Source organism: Rhizobium sp. WSM1328 (assembly GCF_057653715.1).
In genome coordinates, this window is the sequence record NZ_CM172788.1 from 3,570,295 (window position 1) to 3,585,110 (window position 14,816).

Here is a 14,816-nt window from a genome sequence, read left to right on the forward strand (position 1 = left end):
ATTCCCCGGGGTGGGGATATTGCTGCTGAAATCCTTGGGAGGAGATAGGAATGGCGCTTTCCGATATGACGCGACGTGCGGGCCTTGCGCTCGGTTTCGGTGTGCTTGCGGCCCTTGCCGTCGGCGCGTCTGCCACCGCTGCGGATTTTCCCGATCGTACGATCACCATGGTCGTCCCCTTCGCGGCCGGCGGCTCGACCGATGTCGTCGCCCGCATCGTCGCGCAGAAGATGTCGGAGGATCTCGGCCAACAAGTGATCGTCCAGAACGTCGCCGGCGCCGGCGGCAATCTCGGCGCCGGTAACGTCGCCCGCGCAGAACCGGACGGTTACACCATCCTGATGGGCACAGTCGCGACCCACGCCCTCAATCCGCTGATCCTGAAATCGACGCCATATGATGCAGAAAAGGATTTCGCACCGATCTCGCTGCTCGTCGTCGTGCCGAATGTGCTGGTCGTCAATCCGGAACTGCCGGCAAAGACCGTGCAGGAGCTGGTCGCGCTGCTGAAGGCCGAGCCAGACAAATACAGCTACGCCTCATCGGGCAACGGCACGCCGTTGCATCTTTCCGGTGAACTCTTCAAGTCCATGGCCGGCGTCAGCATGCAGCACATCCCCTATAAGGGCGCCGGTCCGGCATTGAACGACGTCATCGGCAACCAGGTGTCGATCATGTTCGACAACCTGCCCTCCTCGTCGAGCCACATCAAGGCCGGTACTCTGCGGGCGCTGGCGGTGACCACGGCCGAGCGTGCGCCGTCCTTCCCCGACGTGCCGACCGTCGCCGAGTCAGGCATTCCAGGTTACGAGACCTATACCTGGAACGCGCTTTTCGCCCCGGCCAAGACGCCGAACGAAGTGGTGATGCGCCTCAACGCCTCGGCTAAAAAGGCTCTCGCCGACCCAGCTGTCGCTGAACGCATGAAGGAATTCAGCGCCACCATCGTCGGCTCGACGCCGGAAGAACTCGCCGCCCATGTGAAGGCCGAACTCGCCAAATGGGGACCGGTCGTCAAGGGCGCCAACATCCAGATGGAGTGATGCCGAGCATGATGCCGAAAAGTGTGAGCGGCTTTCGGATGACATCATGCTCTATTCTTTAAATGAGAACAGGATTCAGATTTTAGGCCGACCCGGGCTGAAATCATCCTGTTCTCGGCATAGGCGCTGGCGCCCCCTCATTCGCTTGCGTCCAATGGAAACGGTGACAATTGGACGCTAAGCAACCCAATCCTGATTAAGGCAGTGGAAAAGCTCGCCATTTTGATCTAGCCTCCGCTAAGCTGATGGTTGCAATTCAGCGTTTTGGGATTTCGGGAGACATCTATGTATAAATTCGAAGTCTATAAGGATAAGGCCGGCGAGTTCCGCTTCCGCTTCAAAGCATCGAACGGGGAAGCTATGTTCTCGTCAGAGGGCTACAAGGCGAAGGCGTCCGCCATGAGTGCAATCGAATCCATCAAGAAGAACACGCCAAGTGCCGAAATCGTCGATCAGACGAAGGCCGAATCCTGAGCAGACCGGCAGCGGCGGCGTGATTGCCGCCCTGCCCTTTCGCGCCCGTAAGCAGCGCCGGCGCCCTTGAGCTCGGCTCGCTTGCTTGCGATTTCGGGCGCCATTTTTCTTTTTAGCATATTTTTTTGAAAGCCATGTCGAAACGACCGGTGGCCGCGCCTCATTGTTTCGGAACGGCCGCGCCGCTCCGCCGGGCTTCATGGCTTTCGGGATCTCGATCCCCGACATCGGGATGCCCGGATCAACGTCAGCAACGAGATCAGGAGTTTTCCATGCAATATGCTCTCATCATTCGCGAAGCCGCCGAGGATTTCGCCCGCCGTAGCGATCCCGCCTATCGCGACGGCTGGGTCGCCTACAGCCAGGCACTCGCCCAGGCAGGGATCATGACTGGCGGCGCCGGGCTGACAGGCCCGGAGACCGGCACGATCGTGCGCCGCAAAGGCGAGGACCATGATGTGCAGGACGGGCCATATCCGGACGGCAAGCAACAGCTCGGCGGCTTCTATCTGATCGACGTCCCCGACATGGACACCGCGCTCGAATGGGCAATCCGCGTTCCGATCTCCGACAAGGGGTCGGTCGAGGTGCGCCCGCGCCTGCAGATGTGAGGCAGTCATGCCGCCCGATGCCAGACGCGCTGCCGAAAAGGTGGCGCGTCAGTCCTACGGCAAGCTGATCGCCTTTCTCGCCGCCCGCTCGCGCGACGTGCCGGCGGCAGAAGACGCATTGTCGGAAGCGCTGGCTTCGGCGCTTCGCGTCTGGCCGGAGCGCGGCGTTCCCGGCAATCCGGAAGCCTGGCTGTTGGTGGCTGCCCGCCGCAACCTCATGCAGGCTGCCCGCCACCGCACCGTCGAGGCCAATGCGCAAACGACGATATCGGTCGCCTTCGAGGAGGCGGAGGAACGCATGAACGCGGCCGGCAACGCCGTCTTTCCCGATGAGCGGCTGAAGCTGCTCTTTGCCTGCACTCACCCAGCCATCGACAGCTCCGTGCATACGGCGCTGATGCTGCAGACCGTTCTCGGCATCGAGGCGAGAACCATCGCACGGACCTTCGTCGTTTCGCCAGAAACGATGAGCCAGCGGCTGGTGCGGGCCAAGGTGAAGATCCGCGATGCCGGCATTCCCTTCGCCGTCCCGCCTCGCCCCGCCTTACCCGGGCGGCTGGCCGCGGTGCTTTCGGCGATCTACGCGGCTTACGGTCTCGGCTGGGACGGTCTTGACGGAGAGAACGAACGCCATTCGCTCGCCGGCGAGGCGATCTGGCTCGGCCGTGCGCTTCTGGCAGTGCTGCCGGACGAACCGGAAGCGATCGGCCTGCTCTCGCTGATGCTTCACTGCGAAGCCCGCCGCAGCGCCCGGCGCGACGATAGCGGCCGATATGTGCCGCTGGACGAGCAGGATACGACCGCGTGGAACGCGATCATGATTGCCGAGGCGGATGCGCTGCTGCGCAAGGCCGGCAGCTTCGACCGTTTCGGTCCCTTCCAGTGCCAGGCAGCGATCCAATCCGTGCATGCGGCGCGCCGGCTGTCGGGAACGACCGACTGGCAGGCGCTGACGACACTCTACGCGGCGCTGGTGATGATGAAGCCGACGCTGGGTGCGCATGTCAGCCAGGCTGCGGTGATCGGCAGGGCGTTCAGCGCCACTGCCGGCCTGGAGCGGCTCGACAAGCTCGATCCGCGAGACATCGCAAGCTACCAGCCCTACTGGGCGGTGCGTGCCTTTCTCCTGGCTCAGGCCGGTGATCATACCGCGGCAGCCGATAGCTATATGACGGCGATCGGCCTCAGCGACAGCGCCGCCGTGCGCGATTTTCTCGCCGTCCGGCTAAGGGACGCGCGGCAGGCGATATCAAGTTAATCACTTCTCGGTCAGCTTCAGCTCGATGCGGCGGTTGGTAGAGCGCGCATCCGGCGTATCGCCAGGCGCGATTGGTTGGAACTCGCCGAAGCCTGCGGCAACCAGCCGGTCGGCCGGTACGCCCTGTGCAATCAGGAATTTGACGACCGAAATCGCGCGCGCCGAGGAGAGTTCCCAATTGTCGCGATAGCGGCCCGTTCCGCCAAGCGGCACATTGTCGGTATGGCCATCGACGCGCAGCACCCAGTTGATCTCGGGCGGAATTTCCTTGGCGAGATCGAGAAGGGCGCTAGCAAGCTTCGCCATCTCGGTCTGCCCTTCCGGGTTGAGATCGGCGCCGCCCGAGGGAAACAGCACTTCCGACTGGAAGACGAACCGGTCGCCGACGATGCGGATATTTTCGCGGTCCGAGAGGATCTCCCGCAGACGGCCGAAGAAGTCGGAACGGTAACGGTTCAGCTCCTGGACACGGGCGGCAAGCGCCACGTTGAGGCGGCTGCCGAGGTCGGCGATCTTGGTCTGCGAGACCCGGTCTTTATCCTCCGACGCCTGAAGGGCTGCTTCGACGGCGGCAATCTGGCTGCGAAGCGCTGCGATCTGCTGGTTTAGCAGTTCGACCTGGCTGAGCGCTCGTTCGCTCACCTGCTTCTGCTCGTCGAGCTCCTGCGTCATCGAGCCGATCCGCTTCTGCGCCGCATCCTGACCGCCCGAACCGGCACTCAGCAGCGCTTGCAGCCGCGACCGGTCGCCTTCGGCGCTGGCAAGCGAGGCCTGCAGATTGGCGACCGAATCCTGGAGATCCTGGTTGCTGCCCTTTTCCAGCGCAAGAAGCTGCGTCAGCTCGTTGATCTGGCTGTTAAGACGATTGAGCACCTCATCGCGTCCGGTGATCTCACGGCTGAGTATGAACTGCCCGACGACGAAGACCGTCAGCAGGAACATGATGGAGATGAGCAGCGTCGACAGCGCGTCGACGAAGCCCGGCCAATAATCGACCGTGCGTTCGCGGCGCCGGTTGCGGGCTAGAGCCATGGCTTACTTGCCCTCGCTCTTTTCTGCCTGGCTGGCGCGGTCGCGCAAACGCTCGCCCCTCTCGCCTGCGCGCTCCTGCACGCCGATGCGTTCGGCAAGCCGGTCGAGCGTGCGGCGCATCGCCTTCGCCTCGTCCTGCTGTGCCTCGATCCAGTCGCGCAGCATCTGCTGCTCGTTGCGCATGTTCTTGACGAGGCCTTGAATGCCTTCGGCAAGGCTCGCCATGGCGGCGACGGAGCGCTGGCTGCCGGCACCACCCTCTTCCGAGACCTTGCGCAGATAATCGGAGAGCGCGCGCATGTCGTCCGACGAAGCGCCGGCAACGGCGTCGAGAGCCGGGGCAAGATGATCGGAGCCGACATCCGTGACCGAGGAGAGCCAGTTTTCCAGCTCCATATAGAAGCGGTTTTGCGCGCGGCCGGCCTGCAGGTCGAGGAAGCCGAGAATGAGCGAACCGGAAAGGCCGAGCAGCGAGGAGGAGAAGGCCTGGCCCATGCCCGAAAGCGGCGTGGAAAGCCCTTCCTTCAGCGCCGAGAGCACGTCCCCCGTGCCGTTCGAGCCGGCATCGAGCGACTGGATGACAATGCTGATCGAACCAATCGTGCCGATGAGGCCCCAGAAGGTGCCGAGCAGGCCGAGGAAGACCAAGAGGCCGATCAGGTAGCGTGAAACGTCGCGCGATTCGTCGAGGCGGCTGGCAATCGAATCGAGGATCGAGCGCAGCGCCGTCGTCGACAGCGACGCTGAGGACTTGCGGCTGCCGAGCAGCGCCCGCATGGGCGCAAGCAGCCGCGGATTGCGGTTGACCTTGTCGACGCTGCCGGCGGCGCGGAAGGAATTAAACCAACGCACCTCGGGGCGAAGCGCCAGTACATGGTTGAAAACAAGGATGATTCCGACCGCGAGAACGCCGACGATCAGGCCGTTGAGGCCCGGATTGTGCATGAAGGCGGTCTGCGTCTGGCGGAAGAGGATAGCGGCGATAAAACCGACGATCACGAGGAAAAGCAGCATCGTCCAGAGGAAGGGCATGGGGCTCGAAAGCCTGTTGGCATAAATGCCCGTCGTCTTTTCGGTGGAGCCGATCTCCGCCACATTCACATTTTCCATAGGTTACGCAGCCTCCGGATTCCCTGCTGGCGGAGACTAGAACAACATTGTGCCGAATTGAAGTATGCCGGGGAGAAAACCGTGACTTTACAACAGCCAGATTTTCGTTCGGTCACTTGGCGGGAACCGGCCGCTTGACGACTTCGATCAGCGCCTTGTGGATGATCTCGTTGCCGGCGACGATTGTGCCGCTCTCCAGCATCGTCGCGCCACCCTCCCAGTCGGTCGCGAAACCGCCGGCTTCACGGATGAGCAGGATGCCGGCCGCCACGTCCCAGGGCGCCAGTTCCGCTTCCCAGAAACCGTCGAAACGCCCGGCCGCGACATAGGCGAGATCAAGCGTCGGCGAACCCAGGCGGCGGATGCCTGCCACTTCGCCCATCACGTGACGAAGCTCGACCAGGAACTTGCCGTGATTGCGCTTGCCAAGCGCCGGCACGCCACAGCCGATGACGCAATCCGACAGCGCCCGGCGCGCAGCGACGCGCAGGCGCCGGTCATTGAGGAAGGCGCCGCCGCCGCGCTCGGCGGTATAGAGTTCGTCGGTCGCCGGATTGAAGACGACGGCGGCGACGATCTCGCCATTGCGTTCGAGCGCGATCGAGACAGCGAAGGCCGGGATGCCGTGCAAAAAGTTCGTCGTGCCGTCGAGCGGGTCGACGATCCAGCGATGCGCGCCGTCGGTGCCCTTGATTTCCTCGCTTTCCTCGCCGAGGAAGCCATAGGTCGGACGCGCCTTGAGCAGCTCTTCCCTGACGATCTTTTCGGCCTTGCGGTCGGCGGTGGAAACGAAGTCGCCCGGTCCTTTCACGGAAACCTGCAGGTTCTGCACTTCGCCGAAATCACGCCCCAGCGACTTTCCTGCCTTGAGGGCAGCCTGAACCATGACATTGAGAAGAGCTGAACGGGCCATCGGCGCATTTTTCCTTGGGACTGATACGGGGCGCGCGCGCTGCCAGGGGCGGGAAGTGTCCCTGACCATGCATGACAGGCAGCGCTGCGAAGATTGGCGGCCTCAAGACCACAAAATCAGGGAAATTTCAAGGGGACGCACGCATGGCTGCCCTGCGGCGTCGGAAACTATTCATTTTATTCTGGACAGACCAGTCCAATAAGAGTAGAAGCCTGGTCATGGCACGACACAAGGAATTCGATCGCGACACCGCCCTTCATGCCGCCATCGGCGTATTTACCGAGCATGGCTATGAAGGCACCTCAACCGAGGAATTGCTGACGGCGATGAAGATCAGCCGCCAAAGCATGTACGACACCTTCGGCGACAAGCGCGGTCTCTATCTGGAAGCGCTGAAGCGCTACAATGTGGAGAGCATCGATAAGATCATCGCCGATCTTCGCCACGACGGTCGGCCGATCGAGGCGCTGGAAGGTGCTCTTGTCGCTTTCGCCTCGCGTCCCGCTGCCGAGGCCCGGCGCGGCTGCCTCGGTGTCAGCGCCATCTGTGAATTCGGCCGCTCCGATGCCGAGGTCGCAGCTCTTACGGACAGCGCCGGCCGCGCGCTTCACGCGGCGATCGAAAGCCTTCTCGCTGAGGCTCGCAGGAGCGGAGAACTCGCAACAGAGATCGATATCGCCGACGCCATTCCGTTTCTCGGCGCTACGCTGTCGGGCATGAAAGTCAGCGCCCGAAACGGCGCCCAATCCGAGACGCTCCGCGGTATCGCACACATGGCAATCAGAAGCCTCCGCTGACGAACGGACAACTCCGAACTGACCTTTCCATGAGCAATTCTAGACTGATCAATCCAGAAACAAAGGAAACCTGCATGTCTCAACCCCTTTCCACCAAGATCGCCCTCGTCACCGGCGGCTCGCGCGGCATCGGTGCCGCTATCGTCCGAAGGCTCGCCGCTGATGGCGCCGCCGTCGCCTTCACCTATTCCAGCTCGGAGCACAAGGCGAAGGCGATCGTCGCCGAGCTGGAGGCTGCTGGCGGCAGGGCGCTGGCGATCCGGGCCGACAGTGCCGATGCGAAGGCCGTACAGGATGCCGTCGCGTTGACAGCCGGGCATTTTGGCGGTCTCGACATTCTCGTCAGCAATGCCGGCATTCTCATCCTCAACCCGCTCGACGACTATTCGCTCGAAGATTTCGACCGGATGTTCGCCGTCAACGTCCGCGCTGCCTTCGTCGGCATCCAGGCAGCGGCAAGACACATGAAGGAAGGCGGCCGCGTCATCACCATCGGCAGCGTCACCGCCGATCGCAGCGGCTTTCCAACCTCCGCAGTCTACAGCATGACGAAGGGCGCAATCGCCTCGATGACCCGCGGCCTCGCCCGCGATCTCGGCCCACGCGGCATCACCGTCAACAACATCCAGCCCGGCCCGACGGCGACCGACATGAACCCCAATGAGGACGATCATCAGCGCCTCAAGCCGCTGATGGCACTTGGCCGCCTGGGTGAGGACCGCGAGATCGCCGGCCTCGCCGCCTATCTCGCCAGTGCCGAGGCCGCTTTCGTCACCGGCGCCAGCCTGACGATCGACGGCGGTTATCTCGCCTGAATAGGGAATTTGCAGGGCTGTAACCAAAAACCGGCGGCATCCTGCGATACCGCCGGCTTCAGCCGGTTCCGTTGAAACCGACTTAAAACTTCTGCTGCGTTATCAAAACTTCGCGAGCGATCTGATCGAGCGGCAGGATACGGTCGACGCCGCCTTTGGCGATCGCCTCCTTCGGCATGCCGAAAACGACTGAACTCGCCTCGTCCTGCGCCACCGTGTAGGCGCCGGCCTGATGCATTTCCAGCATGCCGCGCGCGCCGTCGTCGCCCATGCCGGTCATGATGATACCCATGGCGTTCGAGCCGGCCGAGCGCGCCGCCGAGCGGAAGAGCACGTCGACGGAAGGCCGGTGTCGCGACACCAGCGGCCCGGTCTTGACGCTGACATAGTAGCGCGCACCCTGGCGCTCGAGCAGCATGTGCTTGTCGCCTGGTGCGATCAGCACATGGCCGCGCAGCACCGGATCGCCATCGACGGCTTCCTTGACCTCGACTTCGCAAAGCCCGTTCAGCCGCTTGGCGAAGGCGGCGGTGAATTTCTCCGGCATATGCTGGACGATCACCATGCCAGGCGCGTTGGCCGGCAGTTCCTCCAGGAACTCGCGCAGCGCTTCGGTGCCACCGGTGGAGGCGCCGACGCAGACGACCATCTCCGTTGTCTTCGCCATGGCCCGCCCCGTCGGTGGCGGCAGCATCACATCCGCCGTCAGCTTCTTGGCCGGCCCTTCCGCCGAAGCCGAGCGAATGGTTCCGGCGGCGCGGCGCACGTTGGAAAGCCGTGCATGCGAGGCGCTCTTGACGACTTCGCGAATACGCATCGCATCGTCGGAAAGGCTGTCGGCAGCCCCGATCTTCGATTTCAGGATGACGTCGACGGCGCCGGCCTCCAGCGCCTGGAGCAGCGTTTCCGATCCCGCCTCCGTCAGCGACGAGCACATCACGACGGGGATCGGCCGCTGCGACATCAGCTTGCGCAGGAAGGTGATGCCGTCCATGCGCGGCATCTCCACATCGAGCGTGATGACATCGGGGATCTCCTCCTGCAGTTTCCGCGCCGCCATGAAGGGGTCGGATGCCACCGCCATGATCTCGATATCGGGATCCTGCTCCAGCACATGGGTCAGCGTTTGGCGGATACTGGCGGAATCGTCGATGATGAGAACGCGGATTTTCTTAGCCATGAATGCCCCTAATGCATGCCGTCCAGAAGTGCGCAGCGGTTTTGGGATGACGCAATGCGCTTTAGATACGCTGAAACACCGTATTCGAGACCTGCTTCAACGGCAGATCGAAGCCGGTGATTGATTCAGAATGGCCGATGAACATGTAGCCGCCCTTCGCCAGGCAGGCACAGAGGCGGTTGAGAACACCGGCCTGAGTCTGCTTGTCAAAGTAGATTAGCACGTTGCGGCAGAAGATGACGTTCATCAACTCGCCGATCGCGTATTTCTCGTCCATCAGATTCATGCGGGCAAAACCGATCTTGCTGCGCAGTTTCGGCGTGATACGCACCTCCCGCCGACCCGGCTGCTTGGCTGTCAGCACGTATTTGCGCTGCAGATCGCGCGGCACAGGCGCGATCAAATCTTCCGGGTAGATGCCCCGGCGCGCCGTCTGCAGCACATCAGTGGAAAGGTCGGTCGCCAGAACGCTGTAGGAGACGTCGTTGCGGCCTTCGGCGAATTCCGCCAGCACCATCGCCATCGTGTAGGGTTCCGCTCCCGTCGAGCAGGCCGAACTCCAGGTGCGGATGGTCCGAACGCCGCTATTGACAATCATTGGCAGCGCTACCGTCTGCAGATAGTCGAAATGCTTGGCTTCGCGGAAGAAGTCGGTCTTATTCGTCGTCACCACGTCGATCAGGTAGACGGTTTCCTGGTCGAGGCCGTCATGATTGAACAGGAAATCGCAATAATCGTCGAAGGTCGCATGGTTGGTTGCGCGAAGGCGGCGCCTCAACCGCCCTTCGAGCATCGTCAGCTTGGTCGGCGGCATCTTGATGCCGCTATAATCGTAGATGAACCGGGCAAGCTTATCGAAATTGCGCTTGCTGATCCGGTCGCCCGGCAATTGGGTTTCCACCGCTGCTGCCATACTCATAGAATGCAGTACTCCGAGTTGATGCGCGGGTCAGGCCGCCGATTGCAGTACCGAGGCGTCCTCGCGCGACAGCAACCGTGCAAGGTCGATGATGACGACGAAGCCGTTTTCACGGCGAACGACGCCGGCGATATAGTCCGAGCGCCAGCGCACGCCGATATCAGGCGCCGCCTCGATCTGCTCGTGCCGGAATGGCGTGACTTCGAAGACGCGATCGGCGACGAGGCCAAGCGTCAGCAGCCGGTTTTCCATCGGCACGTCGAGGACGAGCACCCGCGTGTGCGGCGTCGGCACGGTCTTCGTCATGCCGAGCTTCAAGCGAAGATCGATCGTCGGCACGCCCTGCCCGCGCACGTCGCGCAGGCCGAGCAGATAGTCGGGACCATTCGGAATCTTGAAAGCTTCCGCATAGTCGAGGATTTCCCGTACCACCTCAACCGGCACGGCGAAAATCTCCTCGCCGAGGCTGAAGGTCACGAATTGCGCTTCCAAAGATGTCGTGGCCATGATCATGCGCTTTCCTTGAATTCGGCGTCTCCGTCATCGGGACCGCCCATGGAGAGATCGAGAGCGAAGCCTTTCGCCCGCGCCTGCTGGCCGGCGACGCTGTTGGCGGCCGGCTTCTTGGGTGCAGGCTTGCGGCCGGCGGCCGGAGCCGGGCTGCGAACCGTCATCCTGGCGGCCGGCGTGCGGGACTGGCGGTTGCCTGCAGTATCGACCTTGAAGAAGGCGATCGAGGCCTGCAATTCTTCCGCTTGAGTCGCGAGCTCTTCCGAGGTTGCGGACATCTGCTCGGAGGCGCCGGCATTCTGCTGCGTCACCTTGTCGAGCTGCTGGATCGCTTCGTTGATCTGCGAAGCGCCGACATCCTGTTCGCGGCAGGCGGCGCTGATCTCGGAGACCAGTTCCGCCGTCTTGCGGATATCCGGCACCAGCCGGCCAAGCATGTCGCCCGCTTCCTGAGCGGCCTTGACGGTATCGCCCGACATCGAGCTGATTTCGGCAGCAGCCGACTGGCTGCGTTCGGCAAGCTTGCGCACTTCCGAAGCCACCACCGCAAAGCCCTTGCCGTGTTCGCCTGCACGAGCAGCTTCGACGGCGGCATTGAGAGCCAAGAGATCGGTTTGGCGGGCGATTTCCTGGACGATACCGATCTTCTCGGCAATGGTCCGCATCGCCTGTACGGCGCGCGTCACCGCGTCCCCGCTGGCTTCAGCATCCTTGGCCGACTGGCGGGCGATCTTTTCGGTCTGGGCGGCGTTATCGGCGTTCTGCTTGATGTTGGCGGCCATCTCTTCCATCGAGGCGGAAGCCTCTTCGGCCGAAGCCGCCTGTTCGGTGGCGCCCTGCGATACCTGCTCGGAGCTCGAGGACAGTTCCTGGCTGCCGGCCGAAACATTTTCTGCGGCAGCCGCCGCATCAGAGACGACACCGCGCAGACGCTCGACCATCTGCTCGAGCGCAATGCCCAGCATGTCCTTGTCAGAAAGCGGCTTCGGCGACACGGTCAAGTCGCCGTTCGAGATCTGGCTGGCGATACCAGCAGTGCTGCGAAGATTATCCGTCATGACGTTGATCGTGTTCACCAGGTCCTTGATCTCGTCGTTGCTGTTGATCTCGGCCTTCTGGTTCAGGTCGCCGGTGGCGACGGCGTTGGCGACGTTCATGATCTTACGCAGGCCGCTGTTGATGCCGAGGGCGATCCACAATGCGGCGGCAAAAGCGATGACGGAGGCGCCGACGGCGATGCCGATCAGCAGGTTCCTGGTGGAACCATAAAGGGTTTCGGTATCGTCATCGGCCTGCGCCATTGACTTCTGCTGCTGCGCAACGAGCGCCGCGAAGACGTCTTCCAGTTCCGTAACGAGGGCGCGAACCTCTCCCGACGACAGGGCATTGGCCCCTGCCCTGTCACCACTTTCCTGGATGGAGGCGACTTTGTGGGAGCCCTCGGTGAAACGCTTGGCCAGTTCGATCAGCCTATCCCACGTGGGCTTGCCGTCGACAGTTGCAAGCTGTTGGCCACTCACCGCATAGGCCAGCATTTCGTCCATGCTCTTCGCCGAGTTCTGGTAGTTCTTCCTGGCCACTTCGGGATCCATTTCCAGAAGGGCATTCTTCTGCCAGCGAATGGCACTGAGCTCCGCAGCTTTTGCTTCCAGGGCCAGTTCCAGGCTTTTTGCAGGACCCGCGACAAGGTTGCCGACGGCGTCGTTCAGTGTGCTGAGGCTGATGATCCCATACACCGCGCTGCCCACCAGCAACAAAATGACGAAGCCGAACGCGGCCGCGAGCTTAAGCTTGATCGTGATACGCATCTCAATATCCTTTGTGAGAGCGACGTAATAAGTGTGAACCGGCTATTCCTTGGCGCTGCGTCATGCAGCAAAACCTTCCGGCGGACGAAGACTGCCCACGGATCTCCGTGCCGACAACCGCAGGCGCCGGAAGCATGCCTCGCGGGCGCATTAGCTGGCCCGCGACGAGTGCGACGCGATAGCGCTTAAGCGCTTTCCCCAGGGGAGCGCTATGCGCTCTCCCGGAATTCCTCGTCGACCGTGTCGGGACCGCCCATCGACATGTCGAGGGCAAAACCCTTCACGCGGGCCTGCTGGCCGGCCACCGTATTGGCCGGCGCCTTGCCAGCCGGTTTGCGAGGTGCGGCGGGAGGCCGGTTGCGGACGGTGAGTTTTGCAGCCGGCGCACGCTCGCGGCGACCGCCTGCCATGTCGACCCTGAAGAAGGCAATCGACGTCTGCAGCTCTTCAGCCTGGGAGGCGAGTTCCTCCGAGGTTGCCGACATCTGCTCGGAGGCGCCGGCATTCTGCTGCGTCACCTTGTCGAGCTGCTGGATCGCCTCGTTGATCTGGGCCGCCCCGATATCCTGTTCGCGGCAGGCGGCACTGATCTCGGAAACCAGCTCGGCCGTCTTGCGGATATCGGGCACCAGCCGGCCGAGCATTTCGCCCGCTTCCTGGGCCGCCGTCACCGTATCGCTCGACATCGAGCTGATCTCGGCGGCAGCCGACTGGCTGCGTTCAGCAAGCTTGCGCACTTCGGATGCAACGACTGCGAAACCCTTGCCGTGCTCACCCGCACGAGCCGCTTCCACGGCAGCGTTGAGGGCGAGAAGATCGGTCTGGCGGGCGATTTCCTGGACGATGCCGATCTTCTGGGCAATCGTGCGCATCGCGTCGACAGCGCGGGAGACAGCCTCGCCGCTGGCTTCCGCATCCTTCGCCGACTGACGGGCGATCTTTTCGGTCTGGGCGGCATTGTCGGCGTTCTGCTTGATGTTGGAGGCCATCTCTTCCATCGAGGCGGAAGCCTCTTCGGCGGAAGCCGCCTGCTCCGTGGCGCCCTGCGACACCTGCTCGGAGCTTGCCGAAAGTTCCTGGCTGCCGGAAGAGACGTTCTCGGCGGCCGATATCGCATCGGCAACGACGCCGCGCAGGCGTTCGACCATCTGTTCGAGCGCGATGCCCAGCGCATCCTTGTCGGAGAGCGGCTTTGGAGACACCGTCAGGTCACCGTTTGCGATCTGATCGGCGATGCCGGCGGTGGTCCGCAGGTTGGAGATCATGCTCTGCATCGCGATGCCGAGCGCATCCTTGTCCGAAAGCGGCTTGGCATCGGTGCTGAGGTCACCCATGGCGATCTGGTCGGCAAGTGCTGCCGTGGCACGCAGATTGGCAGTCATGGCATTGACCGTATTGATGAGATCCTTGATCTCGTCATTGGTCTTGACATCGACCTTCTGGTTGAGATCGCCGATTGCGACGGCGTTTACGACGGTCGTGATCTTCCTCAAGCCATTGTTGATTCCAAGCGTGATCCAGAGCGCAGCACCGAGCGCGATGAGCACTGCGATGCCGGAAGCAGTGGTGAGGATCAGCTTCGTTGAGGTGTAGAGATTGGTGTTCGATTGGTTGGTCGCCTGCATGCCCTTGCGCTGGATCTCGGTAAGGGCGGAGATCGCATCGCCCATGTCGCCGGTCATCGCCCGGAGGTCGCCGAGTGAAAGCGCCAGCGCGCCGGCCTTGTCGCCCTTGGCGTCAAGCTGCTGCAGCTCGGCGGATTTTTCACGGAATTTCCCGCCGACCGTCCGCAGCTTCTCCCAATGGGGTTTGCCTTCCGGCAAGGCGATCGCAAGGCCGGCATCGACGGCATCGAACATGACCTGCAAATTCTGGTCGGCTTCCTTGTAGAAGCCGGCAGCCGCGTCAGGATCGGTGGAAAGCAGAGCGTTCTTCTGAGCGCGGATGGCGTTGACTTCGGCAATATTGGCGTTCAGCGCCAGTTCCAGGCGGCGCACAGAGCCGTCGATCATCTTGCCGCTCGCCTCGTTCAAGGTGCCGAGGCTCAGGCTTCCATAAACCGCGATGCCGATCAGCAGCAGCGTCATGATGCCAAAGGCAAGACCCAGTTTGAGTTTAATGGTGAAACGCATGTGATACCCCCGATTTGCGGTCAAAACGAATGGAGAGACATGTCCCCTTGGCGGGACGTCAAGCTTGGAAAGTGATGTGCTGAAACGGGGAAAAGCGACTAAATTCACTTCCCGGCAGCCGGACATCTATCCATCGCAGCGCCAACGCCTACATGCGTTGGGGGATGTTCTCGCCTCAGGCCGCCGGAGCAGCCCGAGGGATCACATTGAGGCG

14 protein-coding genes are annotated in these 14,816 nt (G+C 62.4%); 6 read left to right on the plus strand and 8 right to left on the minus strand.

Annotated elements, in window-relative coordinates:
• Positions 1-50: 50 nt before the first annotated feature.
• The 4 genes from AC2444_RS17925 to AC2444_RS17940 all read left to right on the plus strand — a co-directional run bounded on the left by AC2444_RS17925 (position 51) and on the right by AC2444_RS17940 (position 3,386).
• A complete protein-coding gene (locus tag AC2444_RS17925; RefSeq protein ID WP_012758891.1) occupies positions 51-1,043 on the plus strand; it encodes a Bug family tripartite tricarboxylate transporter substrate binding protein in 993 nt (330 codons plus the stop codon).
• Between the two features lie 285 nt (positions 1,044-1,328).
• Positions 1,329-1,517 (plus strand): YegP family protein, encoded by a 189-nt coding sequence (locus tag AC2444_RS17930; RefSeq protein ID WP_003552601.1) that lies wholly within the window; start codon positions 1,329-1,331, stop codon positions 1,515-1,517.
• A 272-nt stretch (positions 1,518-1,789) separates the two neighbouring features.
• The gene (locus tag AC2444_RS17935) at positions 1,790-2,128 is read left to right on the plus strand and encodes a YciI family protein (RefSeq protein ID WP_128449225.1); all 339 of its coding nucleotides are present in this window, start codon (positions 1,790-1,792) and stop codon (positions 2,126-2,128) included.
• 7 nt (positions 2,129-2,135) lie between these two features.
• Positions 2,136-3,386 (plus strand): RNA polymerase sigma factor, encoded by a 1,251-nt coding sequence (locus AC2444_RS17940; RefSeq protein WP_012758893.1) that lies wholly within the window; start codon positions 2,136-2,138, stop codon positions 3,384-3,386.
• Here the strand turns inward: AC2444_RS17940 and AC2444_RS17945 are convergent, their stop codons facing one another.
• The 3 genes from AC2444_RS17945 to AC2444_RS17955 all read right to left on the minus strand — a co-directional run bounded on the left by AC2444_RS17945 (position 3,387) and on the right by AC2444_RS17955 (position 6,441).
• The gene (locus tag AC2444_RS17945; RefSeq protein WP_012758894.1) at positions 3,387-4,418 is read right to left on the minus strand and encodes a peptidoglycan -binding protein; all 1,032 of its coding nucleotides are present in this window, start codon (positions 4,416-4,418) and stop codon (positions 3,387-3,389) included.
• Between the two features lie 3 nt (positions 4,419-4,421).
• On the minus strand, positions 4,422-5,528 hold the full coding sequence (locus AC2444_RS17950; RefSeq protein ID WP_012758895.1) for a MotA/TolQ/ExbB proton channel family protein: 1,107 nt from the start codon (positions 5,526-5,528) through the stop codon (positions 4,422-4,424).
• A gap of 112 nt (positions 5,529-5,640) precedes the next feature.
• Complete coding sequence (locus AC2444_RS17955) at positions 5,641-6,441, minus strand: inositol monophosphatase family protein (protein ID WP_012758896.1); 801 nt, start codon at positions 6,439-6,441, stop codon at positions 5,641-5,643.
• Between the two features lie 218 nt (positions 6,442-6,659).
• On the opposite strand from AC2444_RS17955, the gene AC2444_RS17960 reads away from it, so the two are divergent.
• Positions 6,660-7,238 carry a TetR/AcrR family transcriptional regulator gene (locus tag AC2444_RS17960; RefSeq protein WP_041935571.1) on the plus strand — a complete coding sequence of 193 codons (579 nt, stop codon included), beginning with the start codon at positions 6,660-6,662 and terminating at the stop codon, positions 7,236-7,238.
• 74 nt (positions 7,239-7,312) lie between these two features.
• Positions 7,313-8,053, plus strand: a complete 741-nt coding sequence (locus AC2444_RS17965) for a 3-oxoacyl-ACP reductase family protein (RefSeq protein WP_012758898.1) — start codon at positions 7,313-7,315, stop codon at positions 8,051-8,053.
• Positions 8,054-8,135: 82 nt separating this feature from the next.
• Here AC2444_RS17965 and AC2444_RS17970 read toward each other — a convergent pair whose 3' ends face one another.
• From AC2444_RS17970 to AC2444_RS17990, 5 genes are all read right to left on the minus strand, one after another.
• Positions 8,136-9,233: a protein-glutamate methylesterase/protein-glutamine glutaminase gene (locus tag AC2444_RS17970; RefSeq protein WP_012758899.1), complete on the minus strand. Its 1,098-nt coding sequence runs from the start codon at positions 9,231-9,233 to the stop codon at positions 8,136-8,138.
• A gap of 61 nt (positions 9,234-9,294) precedes the next feature.
• Positions 9,295-10,152 (minus strand): CheR family methyltransferase, encoded by an 858-nt coding sequence (locus tag AC2444_RS17975; RefSeq protein ID WP_012758900.1) that lies wholly within the window; start codon positions 10,150-10,152, stop codon positions 9,295-9,297.
• Positions 10,153-10,182: 30 nt separating this feature from the next.
• Entirely contained in the window at positions 10,183-10,665 is a 483-nt protein-coding gene (locus AC2444_RS17980) for a chemotaxis protein CheW (RefSeq protein WP_012758901.1), read from the minus strand.
• Positions 10,662-12,470, minus strand: coding sequence for a methyl-accepting chemotaxis protein (locus AC2444_RS17985; RefSeq protein ID WP_012758902.1), 1,809 nt, complete (start codon positions 12,468-12,470; stop codon positions 10,662-10,664). The genes AC2444_RS17980 and AC2444_RS17985 overlap by 4 nt, the downstream gene beginning before the upstream one ends.
• A gap of 209 nt (positions 12,471-12,679) precedes the next feature.
• Positions 12,680-14,602, minus strand: a complete 1,923-nt coding sequence (locus tag AC2444_RS17990; RefSeq protein ID WP_012758903.1) for a HAMP domain-containing methyl-accepting chemotaxis protein — start codon at positions 14,600-14,602, stop codon at positions 12,680-12,682.
• Between the last annotated feature and the right edge of the window lie 214 nt (positions 14,603-14,816).

What these genes read in the sequence shown, in the direction of transcription:
- AC2444_RS17925 (WP_012758891.1), top strand. Translation starts at nt 51, where the DNA reads ATGGCGCTTTCCGATATGACGCGACGTGCGGGCCTTGCGCTCGGTTTC.
- AC2444_RS17930 (WP_003552601.1), top strand. Translation starts at nt 1,329, where the DNA reads ATGTATAAATTCGAAGTCTATAAGGATAAGGCCGGCGAGTTCCGCTTC.
- AC2444_RS17935 (WP_128449225.1), top strand. Translation starts at nt 1,790, where the DNA reads ATGCAATATGCTCTCATCATTCGCGAAGCCGCCGAGGATTTCGCCCGC.
- AC2444_RS17940 (WP_012758893.1), top strand. Translation starts at nt 2,136, where the DNA reads ATGCCGCCCGATGCCAGACGCGCTGCCGAAAAGGTGGCGCGTCAGTCC.
- AC2444_RS17945 (WP_012758894.1), bottom strand. Translation starts at nt 4,418, where the DNA reads ATGGCTCTAGCCCGCAACCGGCGCCGCGAACGCACGGTCGATTATTGG.
- AC2444_RS17950 (WP_012758895.1), bottom strand. Translation starts at nt 5,528, where the DNA reads ATGGAAAATGTGAATGTGGCGGAGATCGGCTCCACCGAAAAGACGACG.
- AC2444_RS17955 (WP_012758896.1), bottom strand. Translation starts at nt 6,441, where the DNA reads ATGGCCCGTTCAGCTCTTCTCAATGTCATGGTTCAGGCTGCCCTCAAG.
- AC2444_RS17960 (WP_041935571.1), top strand. Translation starts at nt 6,660, where the DNA reads ATGGCACGACACAAGGAATTCGATCGCGACACCGCCCTTCATGCCGCC.
- AC2444_RS17965 (WP_012758898.1), top strand. Translation starts at nt 7,313, where the DNA reads ATGTCTCAACCCCTTTCCACCAAGATCGCCCTCGTCACCGGCGGCTCG.
- AC2444_RS17970 (WP_012758899.1), bottom strand. Translation starts at nt 9,233, where the DNA reads ATGGCTAAGAAAATCCGCGTTCTCATCATCGACGATTCCGCCAGTATC.
- AC2444_RS17975 (WP_012758900.1), bottom strand. Translation starts at nt 10,152, where the DNA reads ATGAGTATGGCAGCAGCGGTGGAAACCCAATTGCCGGGCGACCGGATC.
- AC2444_RS17980 (WP_012758901.1), bottom strand. Translation starts at nt 10,665, where the DNA reads ATGATCATGGCCACGACATCTTTGGAAGCGCAATTCGTGACCTTCAGC.
- AC2444_RS17985 (WP_012758902.1), bottom strand. Translation starts at nt 12,470, where the DNA reads ATGCGTATCACGATCAAGCTTAAGCTCGCGGCCGCGTTCGGCTTCGTC.
- AC2444_RS17990 (WP_012758903.1), bottom strand. Translation starts at nt 14,602, where the DNA reads ATGCGTTTCACCATTAAACTCAAACTGGGTCTTGCCTTTGGCATCATG.